The organism is Novosphingobium sp. BL-S-32, from assembly GCF_056857055.1.
Genome location: NZ_CM166476.1, coordinates 1,635,260 through 1,653,125 on the forward strand (window position 1 = coordinate 1,635,260; position 17,866 = coordinate 1,653,125).

Below are 17,866 nucleotides of genomic sequence, written 5' to 3' on the forward strand. Positions count from 1 at the left end.
TGAACACCGCGAGGCTTGAGCTAGCTTTCGCACTTCCATTCGAGGATTCGCATCGATGACCCGTCCCGCCTTCCGTAAGATCGTTCTCGGCCTTGCCGTCGTCCCGCTCGCGCTGGGCCTCGCGGCATGCGGAAAGAAGGCCACCGATGCGACGTCGACCGACGCGCCCACCTCCAGCACGGCACTGGCCAATGTCGCCCCGCCCGCCGGCAAGAGCTGGAGCGACGTGGTCGAGAAGACTCCCGAGGGCGGCTTCCGCATCGGCAATCCCGAAGCCCCGATCAAGCTGGTCGAATATGGCGCGCTGTCCTGCTCGCACTGCGCCAAGTTCGCCACCACCGGGTTCGAGAAGCTGCGCGGCACTTACGTCAACAGCGGCCGCGTGAGCTACGAACTGCGCTTCTTCATGCTCAATGCCTATGACTTCCCGGCCACCCTGCTCGCCACCTGCGGTTCGACCGAGGCCGTGCTGCCGCTGGCCGAGCAGTTCTGGGCCTGGCAGCCCAACATGTTCGAAAAGCTTCAGGCGGCGGACAAGGCCAAGCTCGAAGCGATCCAGAGCATGCCGAAGGAACAGCAGCTTCCCGCCATCGCCGAAGTCAGCGGCATGACCGAATTCTTCGCCTCGCGCGGGATCTCGCATGATCAGGCCGCAAGCTGCCTTGCCGATACCGCCCGCGCCAAGGCGCTGGCCGATCAGACCGAGACGGCGACCAAGGACTTCAACGTCACCGGCACGCCGACTTTCCTGATCAACGGCAATTCGGTCGGTTCGATGGAATTCGAAGAGCTCGAAGCCAAGCTCCAGCAGGCCGGCGCGCGCTGATGCGCGCTCCCGGTCTCTGATCACGATCCGATGCGCATAAAGCGGCTCAAGCTCAGCGGTTTCAAGAGCTTCGTAGAGCCTGCCGAACTGCGCATCGAACCGGGGCTGACGGGCGTCGTCGGCCCCAACGGTTGCGGCAAGTCCAACCTCCTCGAAGCGATCCGCTGGGTCATGGGCGAAAGCTCGGCCAAGTCGATGCGCGGCGGCGGGATGGAGGACGTGATCTTCGCGGGCACCGCCAATCGGCCGCCCCGCGCTTTTGCCGAAGTCGTCCTCCACGCCGAAACCTCTGCCGATGCCGACGGCGTGCGCGACGAACTGGAAGTCGTCCGCCGGATCGAGCGCGGCGCGGGCAGCGCCTATCGCGTCAACGGCCGCGACGTGCGCGCCAAGGACGTCTCGCTGATCTTCGCCGATGCCGCCACCGGCGCGCATAGCCCGGCGCTCGTCTCGCAAGGCCGCATCGCCGCGGTCATCGCCGCCAAGCCCGCCGAACGCCGCGCCATGCTGGAAGAGGCGGCTGGCATCGCCGGCCTCCACGTTCGCCGCAAGGACGCCGAAACCAAGCTCCGTGCGACCGAGGCGAACCTCGCCCGGCTTGAAGACATCATGGCCGGGCTGGACAAGCAGGTCGGCTCGCTGCGCCGCCAGGCCAAGGCGGCCGAGCGCTACAAGGCGCTGAGCGACCAGATCCGCCTTGCCGAAGCCCGCGTCGTCTATGCCCGCTGGCGCGATGCCGCCGCCGCCGCCGATGCCGCCAAGCGGGAAGCGCAGGCCGCCGAGACCCGCGTCGCCGCCGCGCAGGAACTGGCGGGCGAAGCGCAAAAGCAGCAAGCCAAGGCCGCCGAAGCGCTGATCGCCGCCCGCGATGAACTGGCGGACCGGCGCGACGATGCCAATGCGCAGGGCCACCGCATGGCCACGCTCACCAGCCAGCTGGAAGCCGCCGAGCAGCGCCTCAAGGACCTCGACCGCCAGAAGACCCGGCTGGAAGAGGATCGCGGCGATGCCGACCGGCTGACGCGCGATGCCGCCGAAGCGCTGGCGCGTCTCGAACGCGAACTGGCGGAGGGCCGCAAGCAGCTTGAAGCCGACGAGGCCGCACGTCCGCGCGTCGCCAATGCGCTCGAAGGGGCAGAACGCGCCGCACGGGCGGCCGAACTCGACCTTGCGCAAGCAACCGCCGCGCAGGCCGGGGTCGAGGCCGAATGGCGCATTGCCGATTCCGAACTGACACAGGCCCGCAACCGGCTCGACCGCCTTGCCGCCGAAGCCAGCAGGCTCGCCTCGCAAGTCGAGGCGCTGGCACAGGCAGGCGATCTCGACGCCGCCGTTACCGAGGCGCGAGCCCGGGCCGAAGCCGCTCACACCGCGCTGGCCGCCGCGCGCGAGGGGCTCGATGCGCAGCAAGCTCGCAAGGCCGAGCTGCAGGCGGAACGCGACAGCGCCGCCTCGGCGCTTGCCGCCGCGCGCGCCGACCTTACCGGCATCGAACGCGAACATGCCGCGCTCACCAAGGACCGCGAGGCCCGCGCCAAGGGCGCCAAGGCCGCGCACGGCCTACCCGTCGCCATCGACGCGGTGCGCGTGGCCCCCGGTTATGAACGCGCGCTCGCCGCCGTGCTGGGCCGCGATGCCCGCGCGCCGCTGGGCGAAGCGGGGGGGGCCGATGGCCGCTTCTGGACCGGCGCCGACGCCCCTGCCCCGGTCAAGGACAGCCTTTCCGCCCACGTTACCCAGTGTCCGCCGGAACTCGCGGCCCGCCTCGCGCTGGTCCACGTCACCGAAGCGGACGATGGACGCGCGCTCGCGCCGGGCGAATGGCTGGTCACCCGCGCGGGCGTGCTGCGCCGCTGGGACGGCTTCGTCGCGCGCGGCGAAGGCGCCGCCGAAGCTGCGCGGCTGGAGGCCGAGAACCGCTTCCTCGAACTCGATGCGCAATTGCCGCCGCTGCGCGAGGCGGTCGTGGGGGCCGAAGCCCGGCAGGCGGAAATCCAGCAGCACCTTGTGGCGCTGTCCTCGGCAGTTGTCGCCGCCGAACGGGCCATCGCCGATGCTGCCAATGCCGAACGCACCGCCCTGCGCGCGGTCGATCAGGCCGAAGATGCGCGCCAGCGTCACGCTGCGCGCCGTGCCGAGATCGCGCGTGCCGAAACCGAACTTTCCGACCAGCGACAAGGCGCCGAACAGGAAGTCGCCGCTGCCGAGGGCAAGCGCGCCGGCTTGCCCGATCCCGAGGCCGGACGCGCGGCGCTCGACGCGGCAAGGCTCCGGAACGACACCGCCCGCACCGCGCTCCAGTCAGCCACGGCGGCACTGGCGGTGCACGATCAGGCGCTGGCCGTTGCGCGCGAGCGCACAGGCTCGCAGGCGGGCGACATGCGCAGCTGGCAAGCCCGCGCCGGGGACGCCACCAACCGCCTCGCACAGATGGCCGGGCGGCTGGAGGAGATCGAGACCGAGCGCGCGGTGATCGCCGCCAAGCCCGGCGCGCTGATGGAGCAGATCGAGCAGGCCGAAGCGATCCGCGTTCGCCTCGCCGAGGAACTGGGCAAGGCCGATGCCGCCGTGTCCGCGCTCACCGAAGCCGGGCGCAAGGCCGACACCGCGCTCGCCGCCTCGCAGGAGACGCTCGCCAGCGCCCGCGAATACCGCGCCGGCGCCGCCGCCCGGGCCGAGAACGAGGACGCCCGCCGGGTCGAGACCACGCGCCTCTCGGGCGAGCGCTTCCAGTGCCCGCCCCCGGTTCTGGCCGAGCGGTTCGCCTTCGCGCCTGCCGAAGTGGGCCGCGCCGAGGACGAAGCCGCCGCGATGGACCGCCTTGTCGCGGACCGTGAGCGGATCGGCCCGGTCAACCTGGTCGCCGCCGACGAACTGGCCGAAGCCGAATCGCAGCTCGACATCAGCCTCTCTGAAAAGGCGGAACTGGCCGAAGCGGTGAACCGCCTGCGCGGCTCGATCGCCAAGCTCAACCGCGAAGGCCGCGAACGCCTGCGCACCGCGTTCGAGGCGGTCGACGGCCATTTCCGCCGCCTGTTCACGCGGCTGTTCCAGGGCGGTCAGGCCCACCTCGCGCTGATCGATTCGGACGATCCGCTGGAGGCCGGTCTGGAAATCTATGCCCAGCCTCCCGGCAAGCGGCTGCAATCGCTGACGCTGCTGTCGGGCGGCGAACAGGCGCTGACCGCCGTGGCACTGATCTTCGGCCTGTTCCTCACCAATCCCGCGCCGATCTGCGTGCTCGACGAAGTCGATGCCCCGCTCGACGACGCCAATATCGAACGCTTCTGCGACTTGCTGGAAGCGATGACCAAGGAAACCGACACGCGCTACCTCGTCGTCACCCACAATGCCGTGACGATGAGCCGCATGCACCGCCTGTTCGGCGTGACCATGGTCGAAAAGGGCATCTCCCGGCTGGTCAGCGTGGACCTCGTCGGCGCCGAGGAATTGCTGGCGGCGGAGTAGCAACCTGATGGCCCTCATCGACGACTACCTGCCGCAGTTCCAGTTTTCAGAGATGCATGCCGCCACTGTGAAGGCAGGGGCCGACGCCATCCTCGATGCCGTTGCGGCCTATCGCCCGGAAAGTGATCCTTTCTTCCGCGCCATGATCGCCCTGCGCGAATTGCCTGCGCGGCTCACCGGCAAGCGGCGGCCCGAACCCTTCGGCATGGCGAACTTCACACTGCTGGAACGCACGCCAAGCGGCTTGGTCTACGGCTTGGTCGGCCAGTTCTGGCAGGCCGATTACGGTCTTCACCCTGTGGCAGACGGGCCCGCGTTCAGGACTTTCGACGAGGCTGGCGTCCCCAAGTTGGCGCTCGGCTTCGATGTCCACCAGACGCCCAAGGGTTGCCGCCTGACGACGCAGACCCGCGTGCATTGCCCGGATCGCGAATCCTTCCGGCGGTTCCGGCCCTATTGGCTGCTGATCCGCCCCGTCAGCGGCCTGATCCGCAGGCGCATCCTCGGCGCCGTACGCAAGTCCGCAGAGCGCGGCTGAATCACTTCAGCACGAAGCGCGGTCCCGGTCCCAACGCGCCTGCCTCGTCGTCGCGGTTGTAGAGGCGGCACTTCGCCAAGCTGAGGCAACCGCAGCCGATGCATTCGTCCAGCTTGCGGCGGGTCAGTTCCAGCAGCGCGATCTTAGTGTCGATCGCCTCTCGCATCGACAGGCTGATGCGTTCCCAGTCCTCCATCGTCGGCGTGCGGCCCTGCGGCAACGACGAGAGTTCGCGCTCGATCTCGGCAAGGCCCAGCCCCAGTTTCTGCGCGATCAGCACGAAGCTCACGCGGCGAATGTCCGAACGCAGGAAGCGCCGCTGGTTGCCGCTGGACCGCAGCGCGGTGAGCAGGCCCTTCTCCTCGTAGAAACGGATGGCGGAAACCGCGACCCCGGTCCGCCGGGCCAGATAGCCGATGGAAATGAACCGGTCTTCAACCATCCGCCTTTTCTGCCGCCTTTTCCATTTGACCTCAAGTTAACTTGAGGTTGCATCAAGGCCAAGCCGGCGATTCGACCGGCGAACAGCAGGAGACATTCCGATGGCCCAGGGCCGCCTCGAACATGCGAATATTACCGTGAGCGATATCGATCGCTCGTCCGCGCTGTTGCAGGATCTGCTCGGCTGGCACGAACGCTGGCGCGGCCCCGCGATCAATGGCGGCGAGACGATCCATGTCGGCGGGGATTTCAGCTACATCGCGGTCTATACCGACCGCAAGGAACACGAGCGTTTCGCCAAGGGCGCCCCCCTCAATCATGTCGGACTGGTGGTGGACGATCTCGACGAGGCCGAGCGCCGGGTGATCGCGGCGGGCCTCGTCCCGTTCAACCACGCCGATTATGAGCCCGGCCGCCGGTTCTATTTCTTCGATTGGGACGGCATCGAGTTCGAGCTGGTCAGCTACGCCTGAACCTTCGCAGCGCCGGGTCTCTCAGAGGATCCCGGCGTTGCCCACCACCCAGCAGGCCAGCGCCATGACAAGGCCGAGATCGCGGTTCGAGCGGAAGCGGGCCAGCGCATTGTCGCCGTCCTCGGGATCGAGCGTGGCGACCTGAAACGCCAAGTGCAGCGCCACCGGGCCAAGGCCGATCAGCGCCACCCAATCATGCCGCAGCATCCAGAAGGCGAGCGCCCAGAACGCCACTGCCAAAGTGTAGAACCCGGCAACACCCGCGCGCACATGACCGCCGAGCCGACGGGCCGAGGAACGGATGCCGACCAGCGCGTCATCCTCGCGGTCCTGTATCGCGTAGATCGTGTCGTACCCGATGCACCAGGCGATCGACCCGAAGTAGAGCGCGGCAAGGACCTCAAGGTGATCGGGGCGGATCTCCACCCAGCCGACCAGCGCGCCCCAGGTGAAGACCATGCCCAGCCACGCCTGCGGCCACCAGGTGATGCGCTTCATGAAGGGATAGGCGGCCACCAGCACCACGCTGCCCACGGCCACGAGCTGCGCCCGGGGGCGGAGCTGGAACAGCACCACCAGCCCTACCGCGCAGAGCGCCAGCAGCCAGATCCATGCCGCCTTGGGGCTGACCAGCCCGCTCGCCACCGGACGTGCAGCGGTGCGCGCCACCTTGCGGTCAAGATCGGCGTCGACGATGTCGTTGTAGACGCAGCCCGCGCCGCGCATCGCGATGGCACCGGCCAGGAACCAGAGGATGAGGCCCCAGCGCTCTTCTCCGCCCGCCAGCAGCACGCCCCAGGCGCAAGGCCAGAACAGCAGCCACCAGCCGATCGGCCGGTCGAAGCGGGCCAGCATGGCGAAGGCGCGCGGCATCGGCGGCAGGGCGGAAACGAGCCCGCGGTGTTCGGTATCCGGGACGAGTAGAGAGTCGTTCACGGCGGATGGGGTAATGCAAAAGGCCATGATTGTCATGCCCGAACGTGCCGAATCGACGCACTCGGCTGCCAGACGAATCCTTCGGCCGCGCCATGAGGGCGGCTCGTCGCTTCCGGGGGAACCAATCGACGGTGGGTAAAATGAGGTCCCCCTTTTCCGCGGCGCGCCCGATTCTCTTCGGCGCCTCAGGTTGCAAAGCCCGGAGCGGCGTTTTGCACCGGTCAACGAACGCCGGCCGCTCGCCGCGCTGGACCCGGGCGTAAAACAATGGGAAGCGCTGCGCACATCGCTGTCGCAACAAGGGAGCAAGCATAACGATGGGTGCCACTCCGGCCTGGCCGCCGCGCTCGGCCCCGCGCCTCTTCGTGACCGGACCGCTCGCCGAGAGTGCCCCGGTCACTATCGAGGGCGGGCAGGCGCATTATCTCGGCAAAGTCATGCGTATCGCCCCCGGCGACGCGGTGATCCTGTGCGACGACGAGACCGGCGAATGGGCGGCCGAAGTCGTCTCCGCCGGCAAGCGCGATGTCGTGCTTGCGGTGCGTGAACGACTGCGCGAGCGTGAGGCGGTGCCGGACTTCTGGCTCTGCGCAGCGCTGCTCAAGAAGCCGAACTTCGACCTCGTGCTTGAAAAGGCGACCGAACTGGGCGTCGCGCATGTGCAGCCGCTGATCACGCGCCGCTGCGTGGCGGACAAGCTCAATCCCGAGCGCGCGCTGACCATCGTCACCGAAGCCGCCGAGCAGTGTGCCCGGACTGCGCTGCCCCGGATCGCCGAGCCGGTGAAGCTGGATGCCCTGCTGCGCGACTGGCCCGAGGGGCGCACGCTGTTCTTCGCCGACGAGACCGGCGGGGAGCCTGCCGCCGCGCAATTCGCCGCGCATTCGGGCCCGGCGGCGCTGCTGGTGGGCCCCGAGGGCGGTTTCGACGACGAGGAACGCGCGCTTATCCGCGCACATCCGATGGCGCGGGCGATCACGCTCGGCCCGCGCATCTTGCGCGGAGAGACGGCGAGCATCGGCGCGACCGCGCTATGGATGGCCATCTCCGGCGATTGGTGAACGCCGAACTCAAGACCAAACAAACCTCGTCATCCCCGCGAAGGCGGGGATGTGGATTCACATTCGAAGTGCAACGGTTGAAGAGAGCATGCCTCGGCGGGTGTTTTGAAGTCGAGGCATTTTCGCGGTGTATTGTTGTAGCGTTGGATGATGTCCTCAAAGTGGGCAGGCGAGAGATCCTCGATGTTGGTCTTGCGCGGCAGGTCGCGTCTGAGGCGGCCGATGGCGTTTTCGACGCCGCCCTTTTGCCATGGGGCATGGGGGTCGCAGAAGAACGTATCGATGCCGAGACGGTGCAACCTGTGGTGCTGTGCAAACTCGGTGCCGTTGTCGAGGGTCAGGGTTTGGCGCAAGGCGGCGGGCCAGGGCCGCAGCATGGCGGCGAGCAGGTCGGCGGTGCGCCGGGCCTTTCGGTCGGGCGGATGGCAGATCAGGGTGTAGCGCGAGGAGCGTTCATGGGCGACGAGGATGGCCTGGCCGTATCGGGCGAAGAGCATGAAGTCGGCCTCCCAGTGGCCGGGCCGGGACCGATCCGCGGCCTCGTCCGGGCGCATGGCGATGGGTTGGCGCTTGGCGATGAAGCGGACCGAGGATCCGCCGGGCTTGCGGCGCCATCCGCGGCGGGCCTTGGCGCGGGGCAGATAATGGCGCCATGATCGATCGTTCGTCCGCCTGATCTGGGCATGGATGAAGCGATAGATGCTCTCGTGACTGATGATACGCACGCCGGCCTCGCGGGCCATGCGGCCGGCGATCTGCTCGGGTGACCAGCCGGCCGCGAGGCGGCCCAGCACGCCCTCGCGCAAGGCCTGATCGCGTTCGAGGCGCATGCCCGACCAGCGCCGGGCGCGCGCCTGCTCTTGCGCATAGCCGGGCCGATAGCCCACCGTGCTGCCGCTGTTGCGCTTCAGCTCCCGAAAGATCGTCGATGCCGAGCGATCCAGAGCTGCCGCGATCTGGCGCAGCGATTGCCCGTCTTCATGAAGACGGGCAATCGTACACCGCTCTTCCAGATCAAGCTGTTCGTAAGCTCTTCCCATGACAACACCATAACCTGGTGTTGCACTTCGTTTGTGAACTTGGCGGACCCCGCTTCCCTTGGCGTATGACGCAAGGCAGCGGGGCCCACGCCTTCGCGGGGGCGACGGCGTGATTGGGGCCGAATCTCGCCCCGACATCTCGTAAACCGGCACCCACGACCCACCGCGTTAACCTCCTCAATCGCCCCAAAAACGCCCGAAAACCGCGCCTCTCGAACAAAAGAAACCGGTCGGTACAAAAAGTTGTGGCATCCGGCTCGAAGGCATTCTACCTCCCCCGCCATGAGCACCCGTGAGGTTTCGGATCGCGACGATCCGGTGGTCGAAAGCCTGGATCAACTCGCCGCGCCGATGGCTGCGGGCGAAAAGCCGTGCGAGGCGTGGCGGATCGGCACCGAGCACGAGAAATTCGTCTACGACACCGCCGATCACCATGCCCCGTCTTACGACGAAAAGGGCGGAATTCGCGATCTTCTCAATGCCTTGACCCAGTTCGGCTGGGAGCCGATCATCGAGGAAGGCCCCAACGGCGCGAACGTCATCGCAATGAAGGGCAGCGACGGCACCGTCAGCCTCGAACCGGCGGGCCAGCTTGAACTTTCGGGCGCACCGCTGGAAAACCTGCACCAGACTTGCGCGGAAACCGGGCGTCACCTTGCCCAGGTGAAGACCATCGGCGATCACATCGGCAAGGCCTTCCTCGGCCTTGGCATGTGGCCCGACAAGACCCGCGCTGACCTTCCGATCATGCCCAAGGGCCGCTACGACATCATGCTGCGGCACATGCCGCGGGTGGGCACGATGGGCCTCGACATGATGCTGCGCACCTGCACCATCCAGGTCAACCTCGACTATTCGAGCGAGGCGGACATGGTGAAGAAGTTCCGCACCTCGCTGGCACTGCAACCGCTGGCGACCGCGCTCTTCGCCAACTCGCCTTTCACCGAGGGCAAGCCCAACGGCTACCTCTCGTACCGCAGCCATATCTGGTCGGACACCGATCCCGCGCGCACCGGCATGCTGCCTTTCGTGTTCGAGGACGGCTTCGGGTACGAGCGCTATGTCGACTACATGCTCGACGTGCCGATGTACTTCGTGTTCCGCGAGGGCCGTTATATCGACGCCGCCGGGCTGTCGTTCCGCGACTTCCTGAAGGGGGAGCTTTCGGTGCTCCCCGGCGAACTTCCGCGCCTGTCGGACTGGACGGACCACCTTTCCACCGCCTTCCCCGAAGTGCGCCTCAAGTCCTTCCTCGAAATGCGCGGCGCCGATGGCGGTCCGTGGGGCCGCATCTGCGCCCTGCCCGCGTTCTGGGTGGGCCTGCTCTATGACCAGACCGCGCTCGACGCAGCGTGGGATCTGGTCAAGGACTGGGACATGGAAGGGCGTGAGGAACTGCGCAATTCCGTGCCGAAGCTGGGCCTCGACGCCCCGCTTCCGGGCGGCGGCACGCTGCGCGACATTGCCGGCGAAGTGCTGAACATCTCGCGCTCGGGTCTGGCTGCGCGTAACCGCCTCAACGCGGGCGGCGACAACGAGACCGGCTATCTGGAACCGCTGGCCGAGATCGTCGCCAGCGGCAAAGTGCCGGCGCAGCGTCTGCTCGACCTCTACAATGGGGAATGGGGCGGGGATCTCTCGAAGATCTACGCGCTGAAGAGCTTCTGAGGGTTGAGGGATAGCCTCATCTGAGGCCCTCCCTCCCGCTCAGGCTGAGCCTGTCGAAGCCCCCTGAGGCGGAGCGCTGGGGCTCCCATCCTTCGACAAGCTCAGGATGAGCGGTGGAGGAAGGGCAAGACCCTTACTCGGCCGCCTGCGGCTCCCGCACGCTCGGCCGCAGCCTTTCAGCCAGCTTCGCCAATGTCCGCGTAATCAGCGCGTTCTCCGCCATCCACGCGTGATAGGCGCGGTACTTGGCGTCCTCGGCGAGCAGGTGCGCTTCCTCGGTCCTCGCCCGCCAGTAATAGATCGCGCTCACCACGCCGAGCAGCACGGTGTTGCACACCATGTCGGTCAGGGCATGGCTGGTAACGAGGAACGGCAGCGTCGAGCACCACCAGAACAGGTTCTTCGACAGATAGGCCGGGTGCCGCGTGAACCGATAGGGCCCGTTCGTCAGCACCCCGCGATAGGTGAGGTTGGAGAAGCGCAGACCGAACGCGAAAGTCGCCCAGGCATAGATCGCCGTCAGCGTGACCAGCAGCGCCGCCCAGACCCACAGCAGCAGGGTATGGCCCTGCAACCAGAACGCCCAGCCCGGCGTGTTCACTTCGTAGCCCAGCACATCGGCCCGGCCCATCGTGCCCCAGACGAAGGGCGGATAGCACATCAGCGCCGCAACCCAGCCCGCCAGCAGCGGATTGCCGCTGCGGATATGCGCGTCCAGCGGGCGGAAGGTGAAGATGTAGCCCACTGCGCCGATCTGCACGTCGATCAGGAACAGCAGTGCGATCAGCGTCGAGCCCAAGGCCACCGGATCGCCCGCCATGGCGCCGAAATCGGCCGTCACCACTTGCGCGAAGCCACCCGGCAGGATCGAGATCATGAAAGCGCCGAAGAAGGCCTTGATCGCCCAGGCCCGGCCGTGCCGCTTCACCTGTTCGCGGCCCCATGCCTCGCGCCCGATCAGCAACGCGCCGAAGTGCCATGCGGCATCGCGCGGCTCCACGAGATGGCGGTCGAGCCAGAACACGTAAGGCACCGAAAGCACCAGCAGCGGCAGTGCCGCCGCGCCGATCACCTCCATCGCGAAATGGTACTGCCCGTCCCAATACCAGCGGCCGATGCAGTAATAGCCCGCGATCAGCGCCCACGTGGCCCAGAGCCCGGCGAGCTTGGTGATCGATATCTCCCCCGTCTCGGCCAGCCGGCGCGCGCGGCGCCAGTCGATCCCGGTCGAGGGACGGCGGTGCACTTTGTCCACCAGCAGTGACCAGAGGCTCATGGCAAGGCCGGTGACGAACAGCGTGGCGACGGCGGCATAGGGCCCGCTCATCGGCGCGTGCGGCCCCGGCAGCGCCAGAGCATCGGCCACGGCGGCCCACTTGCGGCAGAGCAACAACCAGCCGAGCAGCGCGGCGAGCCCGGTCAGGCCCACGCCTGGCGAAACGTCGCTGGTCGGTCTGGAAATGCCGCTGTTCATGCCCAGCGGCCTAGCGGCAATTGGTTAAGGAAAACGGCCGCCGGTGCGCTGGGCGCTACCGGCGGCGGAATTCGTGCGGATCAGCGGAAGGCGCTGATCGTGCCCGAATCGTCGAGCACGTAGAGCGTCTGGTTGGCGACGATGGGCGCCAGCGAGATCGGGGACTTGAGTTCGTGGGCCAGCGTGAAAGTGCCGTTCGTCGGATCGACGGTACCCAGTTCGCCGCGCGAATTGCCGATCCACAGCTTGTTGCCGGCCAGAATCGGGCCGACCCAGAAGATCGGGCCCTTGCGCTTCTTCGCGTTCTGGTAGCGCTGAAGCTGCGTCAGCCAGCGGACCTTGCCGCTGGTGCGGGCGATGGCCAGGATCTCGGCATGGTCGTCCAGCGTGAAGACCCAGTCACCCACCACGGCGGGCGTCGAAATGCCCGCGAGGCTGAGTTCCCAGATGCGCTGGCCGGTGACCAGTTCGTAAGCCGCCATACGGCCGCCCTGACCCAGCGCATAGACGCGGCCACGGTCGATGATCGGATCGGCGTCAAGGTCGGTCAGGCTGCCCACTTCGGTCGCGATCGAGGTGCGGGCGAGCGCGTCGGACCACAGCTGGCGGCCGTTCTCGTAGCGGTAGGCGACCAGTTCGCCCGAGGCGTATCCGGCAATCACCGTGCCCTGCCCGGCAGCGGGCGTCGCCACGCCGAACACGCCCGACTGGGTGAGCGAGGCCGATTCGTTCCAGAGGACAGCGCCATCGGCCGCGTTGAGCGCGATGATCTGGTTGTCCTGCGTCATCACGTAGACGGCGTTGAAGCTCACCGTGGGGGCGCCGCGCAGCGGGCCGCCGGGCTTCTTGCTCCAGACCTGGCTGCCGTCGTTGGCGTTCAGCACGGCCACTTCGCCAAGGCCGGTGGTGACGTAGAGCTTGCCCGAATCGAAGCTGACGCCGCCGCCGAAGATCGCCTGGTTGTTACCGCCCGAAACCGCGAAGTTCTTGGTCCACAGATGCGTCCCCTTCTCGGCATCGAAGGCATGGACCACGCCGTCGGTGTCCATCACGAACATCTTGCCGTCCCCGATCACCGGTGCGGCGGCAAGGCGCTGGCGGGTGGTGGAACCGGCGATCTGGGCCGTCCACACGCGCTGCGGATTCTCGGCAAGTGCCAGATGGCCGTAGGACTTGCCGGCATTGCCGCCGCCCTGTGCCCATTCGGTGTTGGCCGTGGCGGGCGGCAGGATCACTGCCACCGATTCGAGCGAGGGATCGACCTTGGCACCGCTTTCGATGCGCGAGAGGATCGGCACGCGATCGCCCACGGTCGGCGTCTTGGGGTGCTTGCCGGTGGACTTGCAGCCCGAAAGCCCCGCCACCAGCGCCAGCGCGATCAGCGATGCCACGCGCATCTGCCTGCGGGCCGAGGGGCGAGCGGAGGTGCGCGACTTCGAAGCGGCACCGTTCATGGGCATATTCTCACCAAGCATTATCATTCTCCGGCAGGCGCGGCGGCGGCATCGGCCGCCGGCTGCCCGTTCTTTGTCTTGCCCAGCGGCTCGCCGCGCTCATCGACGACGTCGTCGACGGCATCGACGCCGAGCACTGCGGCAAGCTGGCGTGCGCGGCTGCGCAGACCGTCCTCGACCTGATCGTCCTTCGCAATGGCGGCGAAGAGCGGACCGGCCTGATCGGTCTTGTTCATCTTGATATAGGCCATGCCGACAAGCTCACCGGCCGCGCCGAACCACGGATTGCCGGGGGCGGCATAGGGCTTGAGCTTGGCCACCACGTCTTCGGGCTTCATCGCGTCGAAGTTGGCGCCCACGCCGCGGATCACGGCAAGGTCGCGCAGCGGCTGCGGCGCCTTGGCGTCGTTCGCCACGGTGTTGAACAGCTTGAGCGCATCGGCCTTGCGGTTCTGTTCGAGGGCAATGCCCGCAAGCAGGATCTTGGCCGACGTGGCGCTGCCGTCCGAACCGCTGTCGGCAATCGGCTTCAGCTTGTCCTTCGCCCCGTCAAGGTTCTGGGTCTTCAGCGAGTCGATCGCCTGGATGAACGCCTCGGAATTGGCCTCGCGCGCCTTTTCCCTCTGGTGCTGCCAGAACAGGTAGCCACCGAAGGCGGCCAGCCCGACCAGAATCGCGGCCAGCAGCGGCAGACCGAAGCGCTTGAAGAAGCCTTCCACCTGATCGTGGCGCAGCGCGTCATCGACTTCGCGCAGGAAGACATCCTGCTGCGCGGCGAGTCGCTTGGCGGACACGGGATTGGAAGTCGAACTATCGGAAGGAGGCAGAGCCAATTTTCGGGCGCTTTCTGCGGAAATCGGGATGGTTGCCGGGCTGTTTAGCGAATGGTGGCGGCTTTTCAACGATGATCTGGATTGACGGTGCGGGCGTGAAGCGCGGCTGAACGGTCAACGGAGGCGGCAAAAGCCAGCTCCGGACGGCCGGATGCGCCGCTGTAGACCGCGCGATAGGCCGCGATCATGGCCGCTTCGTCATATTCGGCTTGCGCTTTCGCGCGGTTGGCGGCGCCCACCCGGGCGCGCAGCGAAGGCGCACCGGCAAGTTGGGCGAGAGCCGAGGCCAGCGTCGTCCCCGCTTCCCTCTCATCCGCCGGGACGATGAAGGCACGGTTCTCCGCCGCGACCATGTCGGCCACGTCGCCCACCGCCGGGGCCGCCACCGGCATCCCGGCGGCCATGGCCTCCACCACCGAGATCGGGAACTGCTCGCTCCGGGAGGACAGCGCGAAAATGTCGAACAGCCCCACCGCGCGCGAGGGATCGGCCACGAAGCCCGGAAGATGGACGCGCCCCGACACGCCAAGGCGCTCTGCCTCGGCCAGAATCGCGCCGCGTTCCGGGCCTTCGCCAAGGATCACCAGCTTCCAATCCTGCGGCAATCCGGCGAAAGCGCGTACCAGCCGGGGCAGGTCCTTGACCGGGCGAAGCCCCGCCAGAGTACCGACCCAGCGGTCGCCCTCTTGCTTGATCACGCCGGGCAGAACGTCGGGCCGGGGCTTGTCGATGAAGGCAGCGCAATCGATGCCGTTGGGAATGAAATGGAGGCGCCCGGACGGCTGCCGCCATGCATCGCGGGCAATGCCCTCCAGCCGGCGCGAGGGCACGACCAGCGCGGCCGCCCCGGCCAGCGCCAGGCGGCGGAACATGTTGCGCGAGGCCTTGAGGCCGTTCGCCTCATCCTCGTTGAAGCCGTCCTCGTGGTGGACCAGCGCGGGAAGCTGGAGCAGCCCGGCGTAGAGCCGATGCGCCAGAACCGCGTCCATCGCCCCCCAGTTGTAGGTGAGCACGAGATCATAATCCCGCATGGCCTTGGCGATGCGCCAGAGCCGGGGCGGCGTGGGCCGCCCCTGAAGGCTGGGGAAATCCGTCGGAAAGCCGACCTCCAGCACCGGATCGAGCACGACCGCCGCGCCCAGCTCGCCCACCTGCGCCGACACCACGTCATGCGCCACGCCGGGGCCGAACGCGTTCATCAACCGCGCCGCGCGCAGTTCCTTGCCGCCCGCCGCAAAGCTCGAATGGAGGTGGAGGATGCGCAAGATCGCCCGCTCTTCCGCGCTCAGTCCGCGCGGTCCAGCAGTGCCTCGATCGCGGCCACCGCTTCCGGCTCGTCCAGCGTGGGTGCGTGGCCGAGATCGGGCAGTGTCAGCGCCTCCGAGCCGGGCACGCGGCGCAGCATCTTCGCCAGCGTGGCCTCCGAAAGCAGGTCGGAATGCTCGCCGCGCAGCACCAGCAGGGGCCTCCCGGCTAGCGCTTCCCATGCAGGCCAGAGATCGGGCTGGGCATCGACATCGTAAGCCGAGAAAGGCTCGGCGATCTTCATGTCGTAGTCGAAGACCATGCGGCCATTGCCCGAAAGCGTCATCAGCCGCTTGGCCATGCCGATCCAGAAATCCAGCGTGTGGCCGGGATGGGCGTCGCCCAAGGTGCTCTCGATCCCGCGCGCGGCATGGACCCAGGTAGGGAAGCTGCGTCCCTGCCCGACGTAGTCCTGGATCCGCTCCATGCCCTCGGGTTCGAGAACGGGGCCGACATCGTTGATCACCGCTCCGGCGATACGCTCCGGCATCAGCGTCGCCAGACCCATGATCATCAGCCCGCCCAGCGAAGTGCCGATGGCGACGAACCGATCGATCCCCTCCTGCTCCAGCAGGGCCAGCAGGTCCTCGCCATATTGAATCGGGGTATAAGTTGCCGAATCGCGGGCATATTCGCTGTCTCCGCGCCCGCGCATGTCGGGGCAGATCGCCCGGCGGCGCGCGGCAAGGCGCGGCGCCAGCCGCTCGAAATCGCGGGCATTGCGTGTGAGCCCCGGCAGGCAAATCACCGGCAGACGGCCGGATTCGCCCGATTCCCCCTCGATGGCGGCATAATCGCGGAAGTGCAGCTTCAACCCGTCGCGGCTCGACCAGAACCGATCTTCATAACCCGTCATCTGAGAAGCTTGCGACCTCCTGATACCCGGCTTGATCGGCGGGCCCTCAAGCGCCACTATCGCCCGATGCGAAGCGAACCGCAAGCAAGTGCCTACCGTCCGGCCCCGTGTATCGAGGCGATTTCCGACTGGATTGCAAGTCCCGTGCAGGCGGCGGAATTTCCGCGCCACGTCCTGCGCTTCCGCAATCAGAGGTGGGCCCGCGCAGTCGGCCTCGACGGATTCGACGACCAGAGCTGGATCGCCCATTTCGGACGGTTCGAGCCGCTGGAAGGCAACCTGCCCCAGCCGCTGGCGCTGCGCTATCACGGCCACCAGTTCCGCGTGTACAATCCGGACATCGGCGACGGGCGCGGCTTCCTGTTCGCGCAGATGCTCGATGGCGAGGGGCGCGTGCTCGATCTCGGCACCAAGGGATCGGGCCAGACGCCGCACAGCCGAGACGGCGACGGCAGGCTGACGCTGAAGGGCGCGGTCCGCGAGATCCTCGCCACCGAAATGCTGGAGGCGCTGGGCGTGAACACCAGCAAGACCTTCTCGGTGGTCGAGACCGGAGAGGCGCTCTGGCGGGGGGACGAGCCCTCGCCCACGCGTTCGGCGGTTCTGGTACGGCTCAGTCACGGCCATGTGCGGATAGGTAGCTTTCAGCGCCTGCTGGCGATGGACGATCGCGCGCATATGGAATCGCTGGTCGACTATTGCCTCAAAACCTTCCCCGGCCCGCTGCCGCCCAAGGATATGCCCGGCCGCGACGAGCCTGCGGTGATCCTGCTGCATCAGGTGGTCGAGCGCATGGCCGATACCGCCGCCGGATGGATGGTCGCCGGATTCGTCCACGGCGTGCTCAACAGCGACAATATCAATATCTCGGGTGAGAGTTTCGATTACGGCCCGTGGCGCTGGCTGCCGCGCTGGGATCCGGCCTTTACCGCCGCCTATTTCGACCACTCTGGCCTCTACGCCTTCGGCCGCCAGCCGGAGGCGGTGCTGTGGGACTGCGGCCAGCTTGCCGTGGCGCTGCGGCTGCTGGCCGAAACCGAGCCCTTGGTCGCCGCGCTCGACCGCTTCGCGCCGCTGTATCAGCAGGCGATGTACCGCCGCTTCTGCTGGCGGCTCGGCGTCGAACAGCAGGACGACGCAGCCGATCTCGCGCTGATCCAGGCCGCCGAAAAGGCCATGGTCGCCAGCGGAGAAGCGCCGGAAACCTTCTATTTCCGCCACCGCGCGGGCCGCGCGGCGGACGAAGACGGCTTCGGCGAACTCCTGCGCCAGCGCCGCCCCAGCGCCGCGGCGGACGATGCCTTCTGGCAGCAGGACGGCCCGCCCGGCGTGCTGATCGACGAAGTGGAACGCATCTGGTCCGCCATCGACGAGCGTGACGATTGGGATCCACTTCACGAAAAGGTCGCCGCGATCCGCGAACTCGGGCGCCAGCTGGGCCCCGCGCCCGTTGCCGCCGGGCACAGCCGTTAGGCTCTCATTAGGGATAACCG

At 67.5% G+C, this 17,866-nt stretch carries 15 protein-coding genes; 7 read left to right on the top strand and 8 right to left on the bottom strand.

The annotated features are described in order from the left end of the window. Positions 1–55: 55 nt before the first annotated feature. Genes AC1VVK_RS07500 through AC1VVK_RS07510 form a run of 3 tightly spaced genes read left to right on the top strand, consistent with a single transcriptional unit; the run spans position 56 to position 4,832 of the window. A complete protein-coding gene (locus tag AC1VVK_RS07500; protein WP_132390458.1) occupies positions 56–826 on the top strand; it encodes a DsbA family protein in 771 nt (256 codons plus the stop codon). 30 nt (positions 827–856) lie between these two features. After that, entirely contained in the window at positions 857–4,294 is a 3,438-nt protein-coding gene (locus tag AC1VVK_RS07505) for a chromosome segregation SMC family protein (protein ID WP_482904974.1), read from the top strand. A 7-nt stretch (positions 4,295–4,301) separates the two neighbouring features. Next, positions 4,302–4,832: a hypothetical protein gene (locus tag AC1VVK_RS07510; RefSeq protein ID WP_482904975.1), complete on the top strand. Its 531-nt coding sequence runs from the start codon at positions 4,302–4,304 to the stop codon at positions 4,830–4,832. A gap of 1 nt (position 4,833) precedes the next feature. On the opposite strand, the gene soxR is transcribed toward AC1VVK_RS07510, so the two are convergent. After that, positions 4,834–5,274: a redox-sensitive transcriptional activator SoxR gene (gene soxR, locus AC1VVK_RS07515; RefSeq protein WP_132390452.1), complete on the bottom strand. Its 441-nt coding sequence runs from the start codon at positions 5,272–5,274 to the stop codon at positions 4,834–4,836. A gap of 100 nt (positions 5,275–5,374) precedes the next feature. Between soxR and AC1VVK_RS07520 the strand changes: the two genes are divergently transcribed. After that, positions 5,375–5,746, top strand: coding sequence for a VOC family protein (locus AC1VVK_RS07520; RefSeq protein WP_132390450.1), 372 nt, complete (start codon positions 5,375–5,377; stop codon positions 5,744–5,746). Between the two features lie 21 nt (positions 5,747–5,767). Here the strand turns inward: AC1VVK_RS07520 and ubiA are convergent, their stop codons facing one another. Then, the gene (gene ubiA / locus AC1VVK_RS07525) at positions 5,768–6,709 is read right to left on the bottom strand and encodes a 4-hydroxybenzoate octaprenyltransferase (RefSeq protein WP_132390448.1); all 942 of its coding nucleotides are present in this window, start codon (positions 6,707–6,709) and stop codon (positions 5,768–5,770) included. A gap of 290 nt (positions 6,710–6,999) precedes the next feature. Between ubiA and AC1VVK_RS07530 the strand changes: the two genes are divergently transcribed. After that, positions 7,000–7,743, top strand: coding sequence for a 16S rRNA (uracil(1498)-N(3))-methyltransferase (locus AC1VVK_RS07530; protein ID WP_482904976.1), 744 nt, complete (start codon positions 7,000–7,002; stop codon positions 7,741–7,743). Between the two features lie 29 nt (positions 7,744–7,772). On the opposite strand, the gene AC1VVK_RS07535 is transcribed toward AC1VVK_RS07530, so the two are convergent. Beyond that, positions 7,773–8,783 (bottom strand): IS30 family transposase, encoded by a 1,011-nt coding sequence (locus tag AC1VVK_RS07535; protein ID WP_482904834.1) that lies wholly within the window; start codon positions 8,781–8,783, stop codon positions 7,773–7,775. A gap of 282 nt (positions 8,784–9,065) precedes the next feature. Here AC1VVK_RS07535 and AC1VVK_RS07540 point away from each other — a divergent pair, with 282 nt between their 5' ends. Then, positions 9,066–10,451, top strand: coding sequence for a glutamate--cysteine ligase (locus AC1VVK_RS07540; RefSeq protein ID WP_482904977.1), 1,386 nt, complete (start codon positions 9,066–9,068; stop codon positions 10,449–10,451). Positions 10,452–10,584: 133 nt separating this feature from the next. Here the strand turns inward: AC1VVK_RS07540 and AC1VVK_RS07545 are convergent, their stop codons facing one another. From AC1VVK_RS07545 to AC1VVK_RS07565, 5 genes are all read right to left on the bottom strand, one after another. Beyond that, complete coding sequence (locus tag AC1VVK_RS07545; RefSeq protein WP_482904978.1) at positions 10,585–11,925, bottom strand: methyltransferase family protein; 1,341 nt, start codon at positions 11,923–11,925, stop codon at positions 10,585–10,587. An 80-nt stretch (positions 11,926–12,005) separates the two neighbouring features. Next, a complete protein-coding gene (locus tag AC1VVK_RS07550; RefSeq protein ID WP_132390440.1) occupies positions 12,006–13,379 on the bottom strand; it encodes an outer membrane protein assembly factor BamB family protein in 1,374 nt (457 codons plus the stop codon). A gap of 23 nt (positions 13,380–13,402) precedes the next feature. Continuing rightward, positions 13,403–14,173 (bottom strand): tetratricopeptide repeat protein, encoded by a 771-nt coding sequence (locus AC1VVK_RS07555; RefSeq protein WP_482904979.1) that lies wholly within the window; start codon positions 14,171–14,173, stop codon positions 13,403–13,405. Between the two features lie 104 nt (positions 14,174–14,277). Next, complete coding sequence (locus AC1VVK_RS07560; protein ID WP_482904980.1) at positions 14,278–15,477, bottom strand: glycosyltransferase family 4 protein; 1,200 nt, start codon at positions 15,475–15,477, stop codon at positions 14,278–14,280. A gap of 20 nt (positions 15,478–15,497) precedes the next feature. Continuing rightward, the gene (locus AC1VVK_RS07565) at positions 15,498–16,373 is read right to left on the bottom strand and encodes an alpha/beta fold hydrolase (RefSeq protein ID WP_482904981.1); all 876 of its coding nucleotides are present in this window, start codon (positions 16,371–16,373) and stop codon (positions 15,498–15,500) included. 66 nt (positions 16,374–16,439) lie between these two features. Between AC1VVK_RS07565 and AC1VVK_RS07570 the strand changes: the two genes are divergently transcribed. After that, complete coding sequence (locus AC1VVK_RS07570; RefSeq protein WP_482904982.1) at positions 16,440–17,846, top strand: protein adenylyltransferase SelO family protein; 1,407 nt, start codon at positions 16,440–16,442, stop codon at positions 17,844–17,846. The last annotated feature ends 20 nt before the right edge of the window (positions 17,847–17,866 follow it).

Bases quoted from the DNA above. Each gene is read 5' to 3' on its own strand.
- AC1VVK_RS07570 (WP_482904982.1), top strand. From the start codon at position 16,440: ATGCGAAGCGAACCGCAAGCAAGTGCCTACCGTCCGGCCCCGTGTATC.
- AC1VVK_RS07540 (WP_482904977.1), top strand. From the start codon at position 9,066: ATGAGCACCCGTGAGGTTTCGGATCGCGACGATCCGGTGGTCGAAAGC.
- AC1VVK_RS07510 (WP_482904975.1), top strand. From the start codon at position 4,302: ATGGCCCTCATCGACGACTACCTGCCGCAGTTCCAGTTTTCAGAGATG.
- AC1VVK_RS07565 (WP_482904981.1), bottom strand. From the start codon at position 16,373: ATGACGGGTTATGAAGATCGGTTCTGGTCGAGCCGCGACGGGTTGAAG.
- AC1VVK_RS07535 (WP_482904834.1), bottom strand. From the start codon at position 8,783: ATGGGAAGAGCTTACGAACAGCTTGATCTGGAAGAGCGGTGTACGATT.
- soxR (WP_132390452.1), bottom strand. From the start codon at position 5,274: ATGGTTGAAGACCGGTTCATTTCCATCGGCTATCTGGCCCGGCGGACC.
- AC1VVK_RS07505 (WP_482904974.1), top strand. From the start codon at position 857: ATGCGCATAAAGCGGCTCAAGCTCAGCGGTTTCAAGAGCTTCGTAGAG.
- AC1VVK_RS07530 (WP_482904976.1), top strand. From the start codon at position 7,000: ATGGGTGCCACTCCGGCCTGGCCGCCGCGCTCGGCCCCGCGCCTCTTC.
- AC1VVK_RS07500 (WP_132390458.1), top strand. From the start codon at position 56: ATGACCCGTCCCGCCTTCCGTAAGATCGTTCTCGGCCTTGCCGTCGTC.
- AC1VVK_RS07545 (WP_482904978.1), bottom strand. From the start codon at position 11,925: ATGAACAGCGGCATTTCCAGACCGACCAGCGACGTTTCGCCAGGCGTG.
- AC1VVK_RS07550 (WP_132390440.1), bottom strand. From the start codon at position 13,379: ATGAACGGTGCCGCTTCGAAGTCGCGCACCTCCGCTCGCCCCTCGGCC.
- ubiA (WP_132390448.1), bottom strand. From the start codon at position 6,709: ATGGCCTTTTGCATTACCCCATCCGCCGTGAACGACTCTCTACTCGTC.
- AC1VVK_RS07520 (WP_132390450.1), top strand. From the start codon at position 5,375: ATGGCCCAGGGCCGCCTCGAACATGCGAATATTACCGTGAGCGATATC.